Source organism: Streptosporangium sp. NPDC002524 (genome assembly GCF_040295985.1).
Classification (GTDB): Bacteria; Actinomycetota; Actinomycetes; order Streptosporangiales; family Streptosporangiaceae; genus Streptosporangium.
Genome location: NZ_JBEOWK010000006.1, coordinates 139,533 through 154,477, shown reverse-complemented (window position 1 = coordinate 154,477; position 14,945 = coordinate 139,533). Strand labels below are relative to the sequence as shown.

The window sequence follows — 14,945 nt, the reverse complement described above, 5'->3', positions numbered from 1 at the left end:
GAGCCAGGAGACTCCGATCACGCCCCCGGAATGCTGGATGATCTCAGCGGGTTCCACGGCCACCTCTTAGTACTTCAGCAGGTTGGCGTCGTCCACCGACGCGGACCTGCGGGTTCGGAAGATCATCACGATGATGGCGAGGCCGATCACGACCTCGGCCGCGGCCACCACCATCACGAAGAACGCGATGATCTGGCCGTCCAGGTTGCCCTGCTGCCTGGCGAAGGTGACGAACGCGAGGTTGCAGGCGTTGAGCATGAGCTCCACGCACATGAACACCACGATCGCGTTGCGCCGCACCAGCACACCGACGGCGCCGATCGCGAACAGCAGCGCGGAGAGCACCAGGTAGTGAGTGGTCACTTGCCGTCCTCCTGCTGGAGTGCCGCGTCCCTCACATGGACGGGCTCGTCGTCCGGGTCGGAGCCGCGGCCCTGCGCCGCGTCCCTCTCCAGGACCTGCTTGATGAGCGCCGCCTTCGCCGGGTCGGTCGGCGCGAAGCCGTCCTCGATCTCGTGCCTGGCGAGCACCCGGTTGATGGACTTCTCCGCGACCGTGCCGTCGGGCAGCAGGGCGGGCATGTCGATCGCGTTGTGCAGCGCGTAGGTGCCGGGCCCCGGCAGCGGCGAGGGCTGCGGGCCGGTGAAGCGGGCGCGGGACAGGTCGCGCTGGGTGGCCTTGGGCCGGACGCGCTCGCGGTGCGCCAGCACCATCGCGCCGAGCGCGGCGGTGATCAGCAGCGCCGAGGTGACCTCGAAGGCGAAGACGTACCTGGTGAAGATGAGCTGCGCCAGGGAGGGCACGTTGCCGCCCGCGACCTTCGCGGCCTCGGTGAGGCCGGTGGGCGCGGCGAAGGCCACGTTGCCGACGCCCAGGGCGAGCAGCGCCGCGAAGGACAGGCCCGCGACGGACGCCCACAGACGCTGTCCCCTGATCGTCTCGACCAGCGAGTCGGCGGAGTCGACGCCGACGAGCATCAAGACGAACAGGAAGAGCATCATGACCGCGCCGGTGTAGACGATGATCTGCACCGCGGCGAGGAAGGGGGCGTCCTGGACGGCGTACAGCACGGCCAGCGACAGCATGACGACGCCCAGCATCAGCGCCGAGTAGACCGCCTTGCGGCTGAAGACGAGCCCGAGGGCCGCCCCCACCGAGACGACCGCCAGAACCCAGAACGTGATGGTCTCACCCATTGTTGCGTCCCAGCCGGTAGTAGTCCTCTTCGGTCTCGCCGAGACGCATCGGGTGCGGCGGGACCTCCATGCCGGGGCCGAGCGGCGCGAGCAGCATCTCCTTGGTGTAGATGAGACTCTCACGGCTGCTGTCGGCGAGGTCGTACTCGTTGGTCATCGTGAGCGCCCGTGTCGGGCACGCCTCGATGCACAGGCCGCACAGGATGCACCGCAGATAGTTGATCTGGTAGGTGCGCCCGTAGCGCTCACCGGGCGAGAACCGCTCCTCGTCGGTGTTGTCCGCGCCCTCGACGAAGATCGCGTCGGCCGGGCAGGCCCAGGCGCACAGCTCGCAGCCGACGCACTTCTCCAGGCCGTCGGGCCAGCGGTTGAGCTGGTGCCGGCCGTGGAAGCGCGGGGCCGTGGGCCGCTGTTCCTCGGGGTAGTTGACCGTCTCGACCTTCTTGAACATCGTGTGGAAGGTCACGCCGAACCCCTTGATGGGGTTCAGCCAATCAGTTGCTCCCACTGGGAACCTCCTTGCGCGCTACACCGTGGTAGTGCGGCAGGTCGAGCGGCGGCACCGGGAAGCCACCGGCGGACGGCTCGGCTTGGAGTTGCTCGAACTCGGCCTGGACCTGGGCGGCCCTTTCCTCCTTGCGCCTCTGCAGCACGCTGTCGAAGCGCCACCAGATCCCGAAGCAGCCGATCACCACGACCGCGGCCAGGATGAGCACCAGCGACCGGTCGGCGCTCTCCATCTGGAGAGCCCTGACCGTGGCCACGAGCATGATCCAGGCCAGGTTGACCGGGATGAGGATCTTCCAGCCGAGGGCCATCAGCTGGTCGTACCTGACGCGCGGCAGCGAGGCGCGGCACCAGACGAAGAAGGAGAAGACCAGCACCATCTTGATGAAGAACCACAGCAGCGGCCACCAGCCGGTGTTGGCCCCGTCCCAGACGGAGATGGGCCACGGGGCCTGCCAGCCGCCCATGAACAGGGTGATGGAGACCGCGGAGACCACGAAGACGTTGACGTACTCGGCGAGCATGATGACCGCGAACTTCAACGAGTTGGAGTATTCGGTCTGGAAGCCGCCGACCAGCTCGCCCTCGCCCTCGGGCAGGTCGAAGGGGACCCGGTTGGTCTCGCCCAGCATCGTGATGATGTAGATCAGGAAGGACGGGATCAGCAGGATCATGTACCAGGAGGGCATCGTGATCTGCAGCCCGCCCAGCGTGACCACCCCGCCGTTGGCCTGCGCCGCGACGATCTCCGAGGTGGAGAGGGTCCCGGCGAACAGGAAGACCCCGACGAACGACAGGCCCATCGCGATCTCGTACGAGACCACCTGGGCGCTGGCCCGCAGGCCGCCGAGCACCGAGTAGGGGGAGCGCGAGCCCCAGCCGGCCAGCACGATGCCGTACACGCCGATCGAGGCCATCGCCAGCACCAGCAGCACCGCGACCGGCAGGTCGGTGAGCTGCAGCGGCGTCTGGACCCCGAACATCGAGACCATCGGGCCCATCGGGATGACGGAGAAGGCGAGGAAGGCCGGGACCGCCAGGACCACCGGGGCGATGAAGTAGATCACCTTGTCGACGGTCCGGGGCATCAGGTCTTCCTTCAGCCCCATCTTGAGGCCGTCGGCCACCGACTGGAGCAACCCGAACTTGCCCGCCCGGTTGGGGCCGTACCGGTTCTGCATGCGGGAGATGAGCTTGCGCTCGAACCACACGCCGAACAGCACGCCCAGCATCAGGACGATGAAGATGACGGCGGCCTTGATGATGCTGATCCAGAGCGGGTCCTTGCCGAAGTCGGCGAGGCCCGGGAAGTTCGGATCGGCCGCTAGAAGAGTCCGGGCATTCATTACCGCTCCTCGTTGGCTTCGCCGGCGGCACGTGCCTCGCCGGCCGTCGTGCCGGTGGCACGCTCGTCGGACCCGGTGCCGGTGGCCGTGCTCGTGACGGCACCCGCGACGGTGCTCGCCGGTCCCGGCGTGACCGGGGCGGCGGCGACGGGCGCGACGGCGGCGGACGCGGCGCTCCCGGAGGAGGCGCCGATCCCGACCACGTCACCGGCGACGGCGCGCAGGTCCCGGGTGACCGAACGGCCCGCGGAGTTGGCGGGCAGCCACACCACCCGGTCGGGCAGGTCGGCGATCCGCACCGGCAGGGCGAGCGAGCCGCGCTCGGTGCTCACGACGATCTCGCCGCCCTCGGCCAGGCCGTTCTCGGCCGCGGTGGACTCCGACACCAGCGCCACGGCCGGACGGGCGGTGCCCGCCAGGTACGGCTCCCCGGCCTGCAGGCGGCCGTCGTCGAGCATCAGGTGCCAGCTGGCCAGCACGGCCTCCCCGGCTCCCGGCCTGGCGGCGTCGCGGCCGGCCGCGTCGGGGGCGGCGGCTCGCGTGCCACGCCAGGCGCCGATCGCGCCGAGCTCGCGGCGCGCGGCCTCGGGGTCGGGCAGGCCCAGGTGCACGTCCATCGCGTCGGCGATCGAGGAGACGACCCGCAGGTCGCTCATGATCCCCGGAACCGGGAGCGCCGTCTCGAAGGTCCGGCCGCGTCCCTCCCAGTCGACGAAGGTGCCCGACTTCTCGGCCACCACGGCGACGGGGAGCACCACGTCGGCGCGGTCGGTGACCGCGCTGGCGCGCTGCTCCAGGCTCACGATGAACGGGGTGTTCTCCAGGGCGAGCAGCGCGGCCTGCGGGGCGGGCAGGTCGTAGGGGTCGACACCCGCGATGACGAGGGCGTCGAGCTCGCCGTCGAGCGCCGCCGCCAGCATGGCGGTGGTGTCGCGGCCCTCGCCCTCGGGGAGCGAGGCGACGTCCCACGCCCTGGCCACCTCGGCGCGGGCGGTCTCGTCGCCGACCGGGCGGCCGATCGGCAGCAGGTTCGGCAGCGCCCCGGCCTCGACGGCCCCGCGCTCACCGGCGCGGCGCGGGATCCAGGCGAGGCGGGCGCCGGTGGTGTCGGCGAGGCGCAGCAGCGACGACAGCGCGCCCGGCACGGTGGCGAGCCGCTCACCGGCCAGGATGATCGCGCCCGGCTGCCTGACCGCCTCGGCGGCGAGGGCGTCGACGGCGGCCAGGTCGTCCAGGACGGCGGTCTCCGTGCCCGGCACCGCCGGGATCAGGGTGCCGCCCATCTTGGCGAGCCCGGGGCCGGCGAACGGCGCGACCGAGAAGACCTTCAGGCCCTTCTTGCGCCAGGCCTTGCGCAGGCGCAGGAAGACGATCGGCGACTCCTCGTCGGGCTCGAAGCCCGCCAGGAGCACCGCGGGCGCCTTCTCCAGGTCGGCGTAGCGGACCTCGATGCCCTTGCCCGCGACCGCGTGCGCCAGGAACAGCGCCTCCTCCTCGGAGTGCGGCCTGGCGCGGAAGTCGATGTCGTTCGTGCCGAGGGCGATCCGGGCGAACTTCGCGTACCCGTACGCCTCCTCGACGGTGACGCGACCGCCGACGAGCACGCCCGCGCGCCCGCGGGCGGCGGACAGGCCCTTGGCCGCGGCGGCGAACGCCTCGGGCCAGGAGGCCGGGACGAGGCGTCCCTCCTCGTCACGGACGAGGGGGGTCTTGAGCCGGTCCGGCTGGGTCGCGTAGGTGAAGGCCCAGCGGCCCTTGTCGCAGTTCCACTCCTCGTTGACCTCGGGGTCGTCCCCGGCCAGGCGGCGGGTGACCTTGCCGCGCCGGTGGTCGGTGCGCAGGGAGCAGCCGCTCGCGCAGTGCTCGCAGGCGCTGGGCGTGGAGACCAGGTCGAACGGGCGGGCCTGGAAGCGGTACGCGGCGCCGGTGAGCGCGCCCACCGGGCAGATCTGCACGGTGTTGCCGGAGAAGTAGGACTCGAACGGGCGCCCGTCGGCGGTGGCGACCTGCTCCTTGGCCCCGCGCTCGAAGAAGTCGATGAGCGGGTCTCCGGCGATCTCGTCGGAGAAGCGGATGCAGCGCGCGCACTGGACGCAGCGCTCGCGGTCGAGCAGCACCTCGGAGGAGAGCGCGACCGGCTTCTCGAAGGTCCGCTTCTTCTCCACGAAGCGGCTCTCGCCCTGGCCGTTGGACATCGCCTGGTTCTGCAGCGGGCACTCGCCGCCCTTGTCGCAGACCGGGCAGTCGAGCGGGTGGTTCAGGAGCAGCAGCTCCATCACGCCGCGCTGCGCCTTCTCGGCGACCGGGGAGGTGAGCTGGGTCTGCACGACCATGCCCTCGGCGACCTCGATCGCGCAGGAGGGCTGCGGCTTGGGGAAGCCCCGGCCGTTGCCGGCGTCGGGGATGTCCACCAGGCACTGGCGGCAGTTGGCGGCCGGCTCCAGCAGCGGGTGGTCGCAGAACCGGGGGATCTGGATGCCGAGCAGCTCGGCCGCCCGGATGATCAGAGTGCCCTTCGGGACGCTCACCTGGAAGCCGTCGATGGTGACGGTGACCAGGTTCACCGGCACCTGCTGCGCCGGGGTGGTGGCTTCGACGGTCATGGCGTCTCCTCCGTCGGCCTCATGACCGAGACGGTGCTGTGCTTGCCGGTGTGCTTGCCGGTTGCCGGGGTCCGCGCGCTCACTGGGCACCCCACACCGTGGACGGGGCGTGATCGAACGGGCAGCCGCCGATCTCGAAGTGCTTGAGGTATTCGTCGCGGAAGTGCTTCACCGACGAGTGGATGGGGCTGGTGGCCCCGTCGCCCAGGGCGCAGAACGAGCGTCCCAGGATGTTGTCGGCGATGTCGGTGATCGTGGTCAGGTCCTCTTCGGTGCCCTGGCCCTTCTCCAGCCGCTTGAGCACCTGCTTGAGCCAGAAGGTGCCCTCCCGGCAGGGGGTGCACTTGCCGCACGACTCGTGCGCGTAGAACTCCGTCCAGCGGAGCACCGCGCGCACCACGCAGGTGGTCTCGTCGAAGATCTGCAGGGCCCGGGTGCCGAGCATCGAGCCCTTCGCGCCGACGGACTCGAAGTCCAGCGGGACGTCGAGGTGCTCGTCGGTGAAGATCGGGGTGCTCGACCCGCCGGGGGTCCAGAACTTGAGCCGGTGGCCCTCGCGGATGCCGCCGGACATCTCCAGCAGCTCGCGCAGCGTGATGCCGAGCGGGGCCTCGTACTGGCCGGGCCTGGTCACGTGGCCGCTCAGCGAGAAGATGCCGAAGCCCTTGGACTTCTCGGTGCCCATCCCGGCGAACCAGTCGGCGCCGTTGGCGATGATGGAGGGAACACTCGCGACCGACTCGACGTTGTTGACGACGGTCGGCGAGGCGTACAGGCCCGCCACGGCGGGGAAGGGGGGCTTGAGCCGAGGTTGGCCGCGATAGCCCTCCAGCGAGTCGAGCAGCGCCGTCTCCTCGCCACAGATGTAGGCGCCCGCCCCGCTGTGCACGACCAGCTCCAGGTCGAAGCCGGAGCCGAACAGGCCGGTGCCGAGGAAGCCCTTGGCGTACGCCTCGGCCACGGCCGCCTGCAGGCGGCGCACGACGTGCAGCACCTCGCCGCGCACGTAGATGAAGGCGTGGTTGGCCCTGATCGCGTACGCGGTGATGATGACGCCCTCGATCAGCGAGTGCGGGTTCGCCATCATCAGCGGGATGTCCTTGCACGTGCCGGGCTCGGACTCGTCGGCGTTGACCACCAGATAGTGCGGCTTGCCGTCCCCCTGGGGGATGAAGCCCCACTTCATGCCGGTGGGGAAGCCCGCGCCGCCGCGCCCGCGCAGGCCGGAGTCCTTGACGGCCTGGATGACGGCGTCGGGGTCCATGCCCAGCGCCTTCTTGGCCGCCGAGTAGTCGCCGTAGCCCTCCAGGGTGAAGGAGTTGGGCTGGTCCCAGTTCGCGGTCAGAACCGGGGTGAGAGTGGTCACTTCGTCTCCTCGCCTGGCAGCCCGTCGCTCCGTGACGAGGCCGCGCCGTGCCTGCCGGCACGCTCGTTACACCCGCACGCGCCGGTCTGGCCGGCGCGCCCGCTCGTGGTGGCTCCGCTCCGTGGCACGCTCACGCCTCCGGAGCCTTCCATCCCTTGGCCTTGGCGATCTTCAGGCCCTCCAGGGAGGCGCCGTTCGCCGAGGGGCCGTCGCCGGCCAGGCCGTCGGGCAGGCCCGCGAGCACCCGCGAGGCCTCCTTGAACGTGCAGAGCTTCTTCGGTCCCCGGGTCGGGGAGAGCTCCTTGCCGTCCCTGAGGTCGTCGACGAGCTGCTTGGCCGAGGCCGGGGTCTGGTTGTCGAAGAACTCCCAGTTGACCATCATCACCGGGGCGAAGTCGCAGGCGGCGTTGCACTCCAGCCGCTCCAGCGAGACCTTGCCGTCGGGGGTCGTCTCGTCGTGGCCGATGCCGGCGTGCTCCGACAGCTCGTCCCAGATCTGGTCGCCGCCCATGACCGCGCAGAGCGTGTTGATGCACACGCCCACGTGGTACTGACCAATCGGCCTGCGCTTGTACATCGTGTAGAAGGTGGAGACGCCCACGACCTCGGCCTTGCTCAGGCCGAGCATCTCGGCGCAGAACTCGTGGCCGTCGTCGGAGACGTAGCCGTCCTCCGACTGCACCAGGTGCAGCAGGGGCAGCAGGGCCGACCGCGGCTTCGGGTAGCGGCCGATGATCTCCTTGGCGTCGCGCTCCAGGCGCTCGCGCACCTCCGGCGCGTACCCCTTGGTCACGGTCGCGCTCACCTCCTCGTTCGAGGGCTCACCGCCCAGGGCGGTGCTTGTCCCGAGGGCGCTCTCGCCCGTCAGGCCGGTGCCCGTGCTCGCGTCGACCTTCTCGTCCGCGGCGTTCGCCGACTGGCCGGCCGGGCCCTTGCTGGAGCTCATCGGTCGACACCTCCCATCACCGGGTCGATCGAGGCCACCGCCGAGATGACGTCGGCGACCGCGCCGCCCTCGCACGTCGCGGGCATGGCCTGCAGGTTCGTGAAGGACGGGTCGCGGAAGTGTACGCGGTAGGGGCGCGTCCCGCCGTCGCTGACCACGTGGGCGCCGAGCTCGCCGCGGGGCGACTCGACCGAGGCGTACGCCTGCCCCGCCGGGACCCGGAAACCCTCGGTCACCAGCTTGAAGTGGTGGATCAGCGCCTCCATGGAGCCGCTCATGATGTGCGCGATGTGGTCGGGCGAGTTGCCCAGGCCGTCGGGGCCGAGCGCGAGCTGCGCGGGCCAGCCGATCTTCTTGTCGTCGACCATCACGCGGTCGTTCTTGAGCGGCCCGGAGAGGCGGTCGAGCGCCTGCTCGATGATCTTGAGCGACTCCTCCATCTCGGCGACCCGTACCAGGTAGCGGCCGTAGACGTCGGCGGTCTTCTCCGTGGGGACGTCGAACTCGTAGGTCTCGTAGCCGCAGTAGGGCTGCGACTTGCGCAGGTCCCAGGGCAGGCCGGCGGCCCGCAGCATCGGGCCGGTGACGCCCAGCGCCATGCAGCCGGTGAGGTCGAGGTAGGCGACGTCCTTGGTGCGGGCCAGGTAGACGGGGTTCGCGTCGAGCATCTTGCGCATGTCCTTGATGCGCCCCGGCATGACCTTGAGCAGCTCGCCGACCTTGTCGACGGCCCCCGCGGGCAGGTCGACGGAGACGCCGCCCGGCCGGACGTAGGCCATGTTCATCCGCAGACCGGTGATGTACTCCATCACGTCGAGCACCATCTCGCGCTCGCGGGACCCGAAGAGGAACGGCGTGGTCGCGCCCAGCTCCATGCCGAAGGTGCCGATCGCCACCATGTGCGAGGAGATCCGGGTGAGCTCCATCATCATCACGCGGATGGCCTGGGCCCGCTCGGGGATCCGGTCGGTGATGCCCAGCAGCCGCTCGACGCCCATGCAGTAGGCGGTCTCGTTGAAGATCGGCGCCAGGTAGTCCATCCGGGTGACGAACGTCGTGCCCTGGGTCCACGTCCGGTACTCGAGGTTCTTCTCGATGCCGGTGTGCAGGTAGCCGATGACCGTGCGGGCCTCGGTGACCGTCTCGCCGTCGAGGTTCAGGACCAGGCGGAGCACGCCGTGCGTGGACGGGTGCTGCGGGCCCATGTTGATGACGAGCTGCTGGTCCTGCTGGCCGGAGAGGGTCTCGACGAGCTCGGTCCAGTCGTTGCCCGAGACGGTGTAGACCTTGCCCTCGGTGGCCTCGTCGTACGGGTCGTCGTACGGGGACCCGATGGTCTCCTTCGTCTCCTGGTAGGGGACGCTCATGTGTAGGACCTCCTCTGGTCCGGCGCGGGGATCTCGGCCCCGCGGTACTCGACCGGGATGCCGCCGAGCGGGTAGTCCTTGCGCTGGGGGTGACCGTCCCAGTCGTCGGGCATCATGATGCGGGTCAGCGCGGGGTGCCCGTCGAAGACGATGCCGAAGAAGTCCCAGGTCTCGCGCTCGTGCCAGTCGTGCGTCGGGTAGACCGAGACCGTGGAGGGGATGTGCCGGTCGTCGTCGGGGCAGGAGACCTCGACGCGCAGGCGGCGGTTGTGGGTGATCGAGCACAGGTGGATCACCGCGTGCAGCTCCTGGCCCGCCAGGTGGGGATAGTGCACGCCGGAGACGCCGAGCGAGAGCTCGAAGCGCAGGGCGGGGTCGTCGCGCAGGACCCTGACCACGTCGAGCAGGCGCTCGCGCCTGACGTGGAAGGTGAGCTCGCCGCGGTCGACCACCACGCGCTCGACGGCGTCGCCGAGATCGCCGCCGAGGGCGCGCTCCAGCTCGTCGGCGACGGTGTCGAAGTAGCCGCCGTACGGGCGGGCGCTGGACAGCTCGGGCTTGCGCCGCACGACGAGGCGGCCGTAGCCGGAGGTGTCGCCGGTGCCCGAGGCGCCGAACATGCCCAGGTGCGCGACCGGCTCCTCCGGCACCTTCGGGAGGTTGTCGGCGGGTTCGCTCGTCATTTGGCGGTCCCCTGGTCGATCAGCGGCAGCGTCCGCAGGGCCTGCAGCTCGAGCTCGTCGATCTGCTTGGCACGGTGCGCGCCGAACTTCGTGTTCTGGATCTTGTCGTGCAGCTTGACGATCGCGTCGATGAGCATCTCGGGCCGCGGCGGGCAGCCGGGAAGATAGATGTCGACGGGGACGACGTGGTCGACGCCCTGGACGATCGCGTAGTTGTTGAACATGCCGCCGCTGGAGGCGCACACGCCCATCGCGATGACCCACTTGGGCTCGGCCATCTGGTCGTAGATCTGGCGCAGCACCGGGGCCATCTTCTGCGACAGCCGCCCCGCGACGATCATCAGGTCGGCCTGGCGCGGAGACGCCGACGCGCGCTCCATGCCGAAGCGCGCCAGGTCGTGCTTGGGACCGCCGGTGGACATCAGCTCGATGGCACAGCAGGCGAGGCCGAACGTCGCCGGCCAGACGGAGTTCTTGCGCGCCCAGCCCGCGACCTGCTCGACCGTGCTGAGCATGAACCCGCTCGGAAGTTTCTCTTCAAGACCCATATCTAGTCCCAGTCCAGACCCTTGCGGCGCCACACGTACGCGTAGGCCACGAGCACGGTGACGATGAACAGCAGCATCTCGACCAACCCGAACATCCCGAGCTGGTCGAACGCGACCGCCCACGGGTAGAGGAAGATGATCTCGATGTCGAACACGATGAACAGCATCGCGGTGACCATGTACTTCAGCGGGAAGCGGCCTCCGCCCACGGGCTGGGGCGTCGGCTCGATCCCGCACTCGTAGGCGTCGAGTTTCGCGCGGTTCCAGCGCTTGGGACCGGTGAAGGGGGCGATCGTCACCGAGAAGATCGCGAATCCCGCCGCGAGAACGGCGAGCACCAGGATGGGTGCGTACAACTCCATCGCTACGCCTCCTCTCCAATCTCCACGCGCGCCGGCGCGTAGCTCTGCGTTGTGGTGTATTTCGAAAGTCTAGGCAGGGCGATCATCGCCCCAGGTTCCAGGTGCCGGGCCCTCGTCGCTCTCATGCCGGTGGCGCCACCTTCGAGAGTGCGTTGATGATGCGGTCGGACGCGTCGCCCCGCCGGTCGGTGAGATTAGCAAGGAGCTTGAGCGCGAACCGCATCAGGTGGGGGTGCGGCAGCGCGTGACGGGTCGCGAAGTTCATCACACCGCGGTGCCCGATCAGCTCCACGAATCCTCTGCCGAGGGTGAAGTAACCACCGTATGCGTCCTTCAACGTCTGAGGGTAGGCGCGCAGCACGCGCTCCCGCTGCGCGGGGGTGACCCTGCCGAGCGCCTGGACGATCGTCTCGGCCGCGATGTGGCCGGTCTCCATGGCGTACGCGATGCCCTCGCCGTTGAACGGGTTGATCATCCCGCCGGCGTCGCCCACCAGCACCAGGCCCCGCGTGTAGTGCGGCTGGCGGTTGAAGGCCATCGGCAGCGCGGCGCCCCTGATGGGGGTGGTCATGTTCTCCTCGACGTAGCCCCACTCGGGGGGCATGCCCTTCACCCAGCGCTTGAGCAGGTCGCGGTAGTCCATGCCCTTGAAGGACTCGCTGGTGTTCAGCAGGCCCAGGCCCACGTTGGAGGTGCCGTCGCCGACGCCGAAGATCCAGCCGTAGCCGGGCAGCAGGGTGTCGCCGTCCCACAGCTCCAGCCAGGTCTCCAGGTAGTCGTCGTCGTGGCGGGGGCTCTCGAAGTAGGTCCGCACCGCGACGCCCATCGGGCGGTCCTCGCGCTTGTGCAGCCCCATCGCCAGGGAGACGCGGGTGGAGTTGCCGTCGGCGGCGACCACCAGCCGGGAGCGGTAGGTGACCTCCTCGCCGTCGCGCTTGGCGGTCACGCCGACGATGTGCCCGCTGCGGTCGTCGAGGACCGGGGCGGTGACGTTCACCCCCTGCAGGAGGCGGACGCCCGCCTTGACCGCGTTCGCGGCCAGGATCTCGTCGAAGTCCTGGCGGGTGCGCACCAGGCCGAAGTCGGGGAAGCTCGACAGCTCCGGCCAGTCGAGCTCGAAGCGCATCCCGCCGCCGACCACGCGCAGGCCCTTGTTGCGGACCCAGCCGGGGGCGTCGATGTCGATCCCCATCGCGATGAGCTGCTTGACCGCTCGGGGCGTCAGCCCGTCGCCGCAGACCTTCTCGCGGGGGAAGGTGGTCTTCTCGAGCAGCAGGACGTCGAGCCCGGCCTGCGCGAGGTGGAATGCGGTTGTCGAACCGGCGGGCCCGGCGCCGACGACGATGACGTCGGCGTCAGCCTCAGCGACTTTCCGCTGTGTGGCGGCTGGCACGGTCACGGGACCTGTCCTGTCCTACACGCTGTGGGGGCCTCGGGGTAAGGGGCCTTTCGTTCCTTTGTGAAGGGCTTCACAAACTTGTCGGGCCGAAGTCTAACGCCTTTGCGGGGCAAAGTGTCAGGCGGGTGTTGCCCTCGTCGCCAAACTTCCACGGGGGGCGCTACGCGGGCTTGTACGCGCGGTGCAGGGCCACGATCCCGAGGCTCAGGTTGCGCCAGGCGACCCGTTCCCAGCCCGCTCCCTGAATGATCTTCGCCAACCCCGCCTGGTCCGGCCAGGCCCTGATCGACTCCGCCAGGTATTCGTAGGAGTCGTCATTGGAACCGAAGAGCTTCGCGGCCTGGGGCATCAGCTTCATCAGGTACTGCGAGTATACGAGGTCGAACGACCTGGGCGTCGGGTGCGAGAACTCCAGGATCACCAGCCGCGCGCCCGGCCTGGCCACCCGGTGCATCTCCCGCAACGCCTGCCCCGTGTCGTGCACGTTGCGCAGCGCCGTGGAGATCGTCACCGCGTCGAAGACCCCGTCGGCGAAGGGCAGCCGCAGCGCGTCGCCCGCGACGAAGCTGACGCCCCGCACCCCGCCCCCGGAGATCCCCGAGCCTCCCCTGCGCCGCACCCCGGTGCTCAGCATGCCGAGCGAGAAGTCGGAGGCGATCGCGCGGGCGCCCAGGGTGGTGAACGCGTCGGTCGACGTACCGGTGCCCGCGCCGAGGTCGAGGACCAGCTCACCGGGGCCCGCGTCGACGGCCGCGGCGGCGGCCCTGCGCCACAGTCGGACCTGGCCCAGGGAGATAACGTCGTTGACAAGGTCGTACCGCCTGGCCGTGCGATCGAACATCGCGGCGACCTCGTGCGGCTGCTTGTCCAGAGAAGCGCGCGTCATGACTCCCACCCTAGGCCCGCCCCGATAATCCACGGAAAGTAGTCATTCCATTACCCAGCGCATGCTAAAAATTGTCGAATGTTTGCCAGAGCCACTTACGCGCTGGTCGCGGTCCTGATCCTGGTTCCCCCCGGGATCGCCGCCGCCGGCACCACGAAGCACAGCAGGGTCGTCTCGGCCGATCCGGTGAACACCACCCCCCACGTGCTCGACGGGATCGTCAACGCCATCGCGCTGGTGGGCGGCACGGTGGTGGTCGGCGGCTCGTTCGGCGAGGTGCGCGAGGCCGGGGGCGCGGGGGCGGCGAGGGTGCTGCCTCGCGCCAACCTCTTCGCCTACGACCTGGCCACCGGCCGGATCCTGCCCGGCTTCGCGCCGCGCCTCGACCGGCCGGTCCAGGCCCTCGCGGCGGGGGTCCACGGCACCGTCTACGCGGGCGGGCGGTTCACCAGGACCGGCGGCGCGCGGACGCGGGGCCTGGCCCTGCTCAGGCTCTCCGACGGCTCCCCGGTCCCCCGCTTCGGCGCCCAGGTCCGCGGCGGCACGGTCACCAGCCTGGCCAGGCTCGGCCGGCACCTCTACGCGGGCGGCGACTTCACCCACGTCGGCTCCGCCGCCCGTACGGCACTGGCCAGGCTCGACGCCGTCACCGGCGAGGCCGACCCGTCCTTCGCGATCGAGCCGGGCGCGCCCAGGGGAGGCAGGACCAGGGTCCACGCGATCTCCCTCGGCGGCGGCAGGCTCGCGGTCGGCGGCGACTTCACCACCCTCGGCGGCCTGCCGCGGGCCCAGCTCGGCCTGATCACCGTCTCCGGCCCCGTCACCGCGCCGGACGCCTCCGCCCCGGGCCTCGCCGCCTCACCGGCCGCGGTCGCGCCGTGGCGGACCGACGCCTACCGGGGCCGGTGCATGGCCGACTTCCCGAGCTACGTGCGGGGCCTGGACTTCGCCCCCGACGGGAGCTATCTCGCCGTCGTCACGACCGGCGGACCCGGGGGCCAGGCGAAAATGTGCGACACCGCCGCCCGGTTCGAGACCGCCGCCCGCCCCGGGAACGCCGCGGTGCGGCCGACGTGGGTGAACCACACCGGCGGTGACTCGCTGTACGCGGTGGCGGCGACGGGCCCGGCCGTCTACGTCGGCGGGCACCAGCGCTGGCTGGACAATCCGTCCGGCCATGATTCGGCGGGCCCCGGGGCGGTGGCGCGGCCGGGGATCGGCGCGATCCATCCGCGCACCGGCAAGGCCCTGACATGGAACCCGACACGGGACCGCGGAATCGGGATCAAGGCATTCCTCGCGCACCCCGGCGGATTACTGGTTGGTAGTGACACAACTCGCCTTGGTCACGAGTACCATGCCCGAGTCGGCATGTTCCCGTTGCCGATCACTCCCGATTCTTAGTGATTCGCTCGCTCATCGCGTCTCTCTGCTTCGAGAGCAGGACGTAACTGGCCACCCCGCTGATCAGGAATGCGACGATCAGCAGGCCCAGGGGCTCGCGCAGGCCGAGGATATAGAGCACTCCCAGAGTCACGAGCAGCAGCCCGGCCCGGGACGCGGTGTAAACGATGACGGGACGCACGGTGCCAAGGCTACGTCACCCTGTCCCCGCGGTCGCGATCGCGGTGGTTGCACGGGTAACTCTTCGCATCTACTGCGAGCGCTGCTAGTCTTCCCAAGAGATCTGTTTCGTAAAGAAACACCCACGAGAGTCCCAAAAAGGCTCTATCATA

The 14,945-nt window shown here is 70.0% G+C and carries 15 protein-coding genes; 1 reads left to right on the top strand and 14 read right to left on the bottom strand.

Going from position 1 to position 14,945, the window contains the following annotated elements; genetic code table 11:
• Window positions 1-66 precede the first annotated feature (66 nt).
• The 13 genes from nuoK to ABT053_RS12110 form a co-directional block, all read right to left on the bottom strand.
• Window positions 67-363: an NADH-quinone oxidoreductase subunit NuoK gene (gene nuoK, locus ABT053_RS12170; protein ID WP_329089089.1), complete on the bottom strand. Its 297-nt coding sequence runs from the start codon at window positions 361-363 to the stop codon at window positions 67-69.
• Window positions 360-1,196, bottom strand: a complete 837-nt coding sequence (locus ABT053_RS12165; protein ID WP_350968978.1) for an NADH-quinone oxidoreductase subunit J — start codon at window positions 1,194-1,196, stop codon at window positions 360-362. The genes nuoK and ABT053_RS12165 overlap by 4 nt, the downstream gene beginning before the upstream one ends.
• Entirely contained in the window at window positions 1,189-1,704 is a 516-nt protein-coding gene (gene nuoI / locus ABT053_RS12160; protein ID WP_344747308.1) for an NADH-quinone oxidoreductase subunit NuoI, read from the bottom strand. Before nuoI ends, ABT053_RS12165 begins: the two co-directional genes overlap by 8 nt.
• Entirely contained in the window at window positions 1,691-3,049 is a 1,359-nt protein-coding gene (gene nuoH, locus ABT053_RS12155; protein ID WP_350968977.1) for an NADH-quinone oxidoreductase subunit NuoH, read from the bottom strand. The genes nuoI and nuoH overlap by 14 nt, the downstream gene beginning before the upstream one ends.
• Window positions 3,049-5,652: an NADH-quinone oxidoreductase subunit G gene (locus tag ABT053_RS12150; protein WP_350968976.1), complete on the bottom strand. Its 2,604-nt coding sequence runs from the start codon at window positions 5,650-5,652 to the stop codon at window positions 3,049-3,051. The genes nuoH and ABT053_RS12150 overlap by 1 nt, the downstream gene beginning before the upstream one ends.
• A gap of 79 nt (window positions 5,653-5,731) precedes the next feature.
• Entirely contained in the window at window positions 5,732-7,018 is a 1,287-nt protein-coding gene (gene nuoF / locus ABT053_RS12145; RefSeq protein WP_350968975.1) for an NADH-quinone oxidoreductase subunit NuoF, read from the bottom strand.
• 130 nt (window positions 7,019-7,148) lie between these two features.
• Window positions 7,149-7,964 carry an NADH-quinone oxidoreductase subunit NuoE gene (gene nuoE / locus ABT053_RS12140; protein WP_502991739.1) on the bottom strand — a complete coding sequence of 272 codons (816 nt, stop codon included), beginning with the start codon at window positions 7,962-7,964 and terminating at the stop codon, window positions 7,149-7,151.
• Window positions 7,961-9,331 (bottom strand): NADH-quinone oxidoreductase subunit D, encoded by a 1,371-nt coding sequence (locus tag ABT053_RS12135; RefSeq protein WP_350968974.1) that lies wholly within the window; start codon window positions 9,329-9,331, stop codon window positions 7,961-7,963. Before ABT053_RS12135 ends, nuoE begins: the two co-directional genes overlap by 4 nt.
• Window positions 9,328-10,014, bottom strand: a complete 687-nt coding sequence (locus ABT053_RS12130) for an NADH-quinone oxidoreductase subunit C (protein WP_350968973.1) — start codon at window positions 10,012-10,014, stop codon at window positions 9,328-9,330. Before ABT053_RS12130 ends, ABT053_RS12135 begins: the two co-directional genes overlap by 4 nt.
• Window positions 10,011-10,562 carry a NuoB/complex I 20 kDa subunit family protein gene (locus ABT053_RS12125; protein ID WP_030916695.1) on the bottom strand — a complete coding sequence of 184 codons (552 nt, stop codon included), beginning with the start codon at window positions 10,560-10,562 and terminating at the stop codon, window positions 10,011-10,013. The genes ABT053_RS12130 and ABT053_RS12125 overlap by 4 nt, the downstream gene beginning before the upstream one ends.
• A gap of 2 nt (window positions 10,563-10,564) precedes the next feature.
• Window positions 10,565-10,924, bottom strand: a complete 360-nt coding sequence (locus tag ABT053_RS12120; RefSeq protein WP_350968972.1) for an NADH-quinone oxidoreductase subunit A — start codon at window positions 10,922-10,924, stop codon at window positions 10,565-10,567.
• A gap of 121 nt (window positions 10,925-11,045) precedes the next feature.
• Complete coding sequence (locus tag ABT053_RS12115) at window positions 11,046-12,323, bottom strand: geranylgeranyl reductase family protein (protein WP_350968971.1); 1,278 nt, start codon at window positions 12,321-12,323, stop codon at window positions 11,046-11,048.
• A 160-nt stretch (window positions 12,324-12,483) separates the two neighbouring features.
• Window positions 12,484-13,209: a demethylmenaquinone methyltransferase gene (locus tag ABT053_RS12110; RefSeq protein WP_350968970.1), complete on the bottom strand. Its 726-nt coding sequence runs from the start codon at window positions 13,207-13,209 to the stop codon at window positions 12,484-12,486.
• Between the two features lie 78 nt (window positions 13,210-13,287).
• On the opposite strand from ABT053_RS12110, the gene ABT053_RS12105 reads away from it, so the two are divergent.
• On the top strand, window positions 13,288-14,613 hold the full coding sequence (locus tag ABT053_RS12105; protein ID WP_350968969.1) for a hypothetical protein: 1,326 nt from the start codon (window positions 13,288-13,290) through the stop codon (window positions 14,611-14,613).
• On the opposite strand, the gene ABT053_RS12100 is transcribed toward ABT053_RS12105, so the two are convergent.
• Window positions 14,597-14,794 carry a DUF4229 domain-containing protein gene (locus ABT053_RS12100; protein ID WP_350968968.1) on the bottom strand — a complete coding sequence of 66 codons (198 nt, stop codon included), beginning with the start codon at window positions 14,792-14,794 and terminating at the stop codon, window positions 14,597-14,599. The two genes, ABT053_RS12105 and ABT053_RS12100, sit on opposite strands and share 17 nt — an antisense overlap.
• Window positions 14,795-14,945 lie beyond the last annotated feature (151 nt).

Excerpts from the sequence above, each read along its gene's own strand:
- ABT053_RS12165 (WP_350968978.1), bottom strand. The coding sequence starts at position 1,196 with ATGGGTGAGACCATCACGTTCTGGGTTCTGGCGGTCGTCTCGGTGGGG.
- nuoH (WP_350968977.1), bottom strand. The coding sequence starts at position 3,049 with ATGAATGCCCGGACTCTTCTAGCGGCCGATCCGAACTTCCCGGGCCTC.
- ABT053_RS12150 (WP_350968976.1), bottom strand. The coding sequence starts at position 5,652 with ATGACCGTCGAAGCCACCACCCCGGCGCAGCAGGTGCCGGTGAACCTG.
- nuoE (WP_502991739.1), bottom strand. The coding sequence starts at position 7,964 with ATGAGCTCCAGCAAGGGCCCGGCCGGCCAGTCGGCGAACGCCGCGGAC.
- ABT053_RS12135 (WP_350968974.1), bottom strand. The coding sequence starts at position 9,331 with ATGAGCGTCCCCTACCAGGAGACGAAGGAGACCATCGGGTCCCCGTAC.
- ABT053_RS12130 (WP_350968973.1), bottom strand. The coding sequence starts at position 10,014 with ATGACGAGCGAACCCGCCGACAACCTCCCGAAGGTGCCGGAGGAGCCG.
- ABT053_RS12125 (WP_030916695.1), bottom strand. The coding sequence starts at position 10,562 with ATGGGTCTTGAAGAGAAACTTCCGAGCGGGTTCATGCTCAGCACGGTC.
- ABT053_RS12120 (WP_350968972.1), bottom strand. The coding sequence starts at position 10,924 with ATGGAGTTGTACGCACCCATCCTGGTGCTCGCCGTTCTCGCGGCGGGA.
- ABT053_RS12110 (WP_350968970.1), bottom strand. The coding sequence starts at position 13,209 with ATGACGCGCGCTTCTCTGGACAAGCAGCCGCACGAGGTCGCCGCGATG.
- ABT053_RS12105 (WP_350968969.1), top strand. The coding sequence starts at position 13,288 with ATGTTTGCCAGAGCCACTTACGCGCTGGTCGCGGTCCTGATCCTGGTT.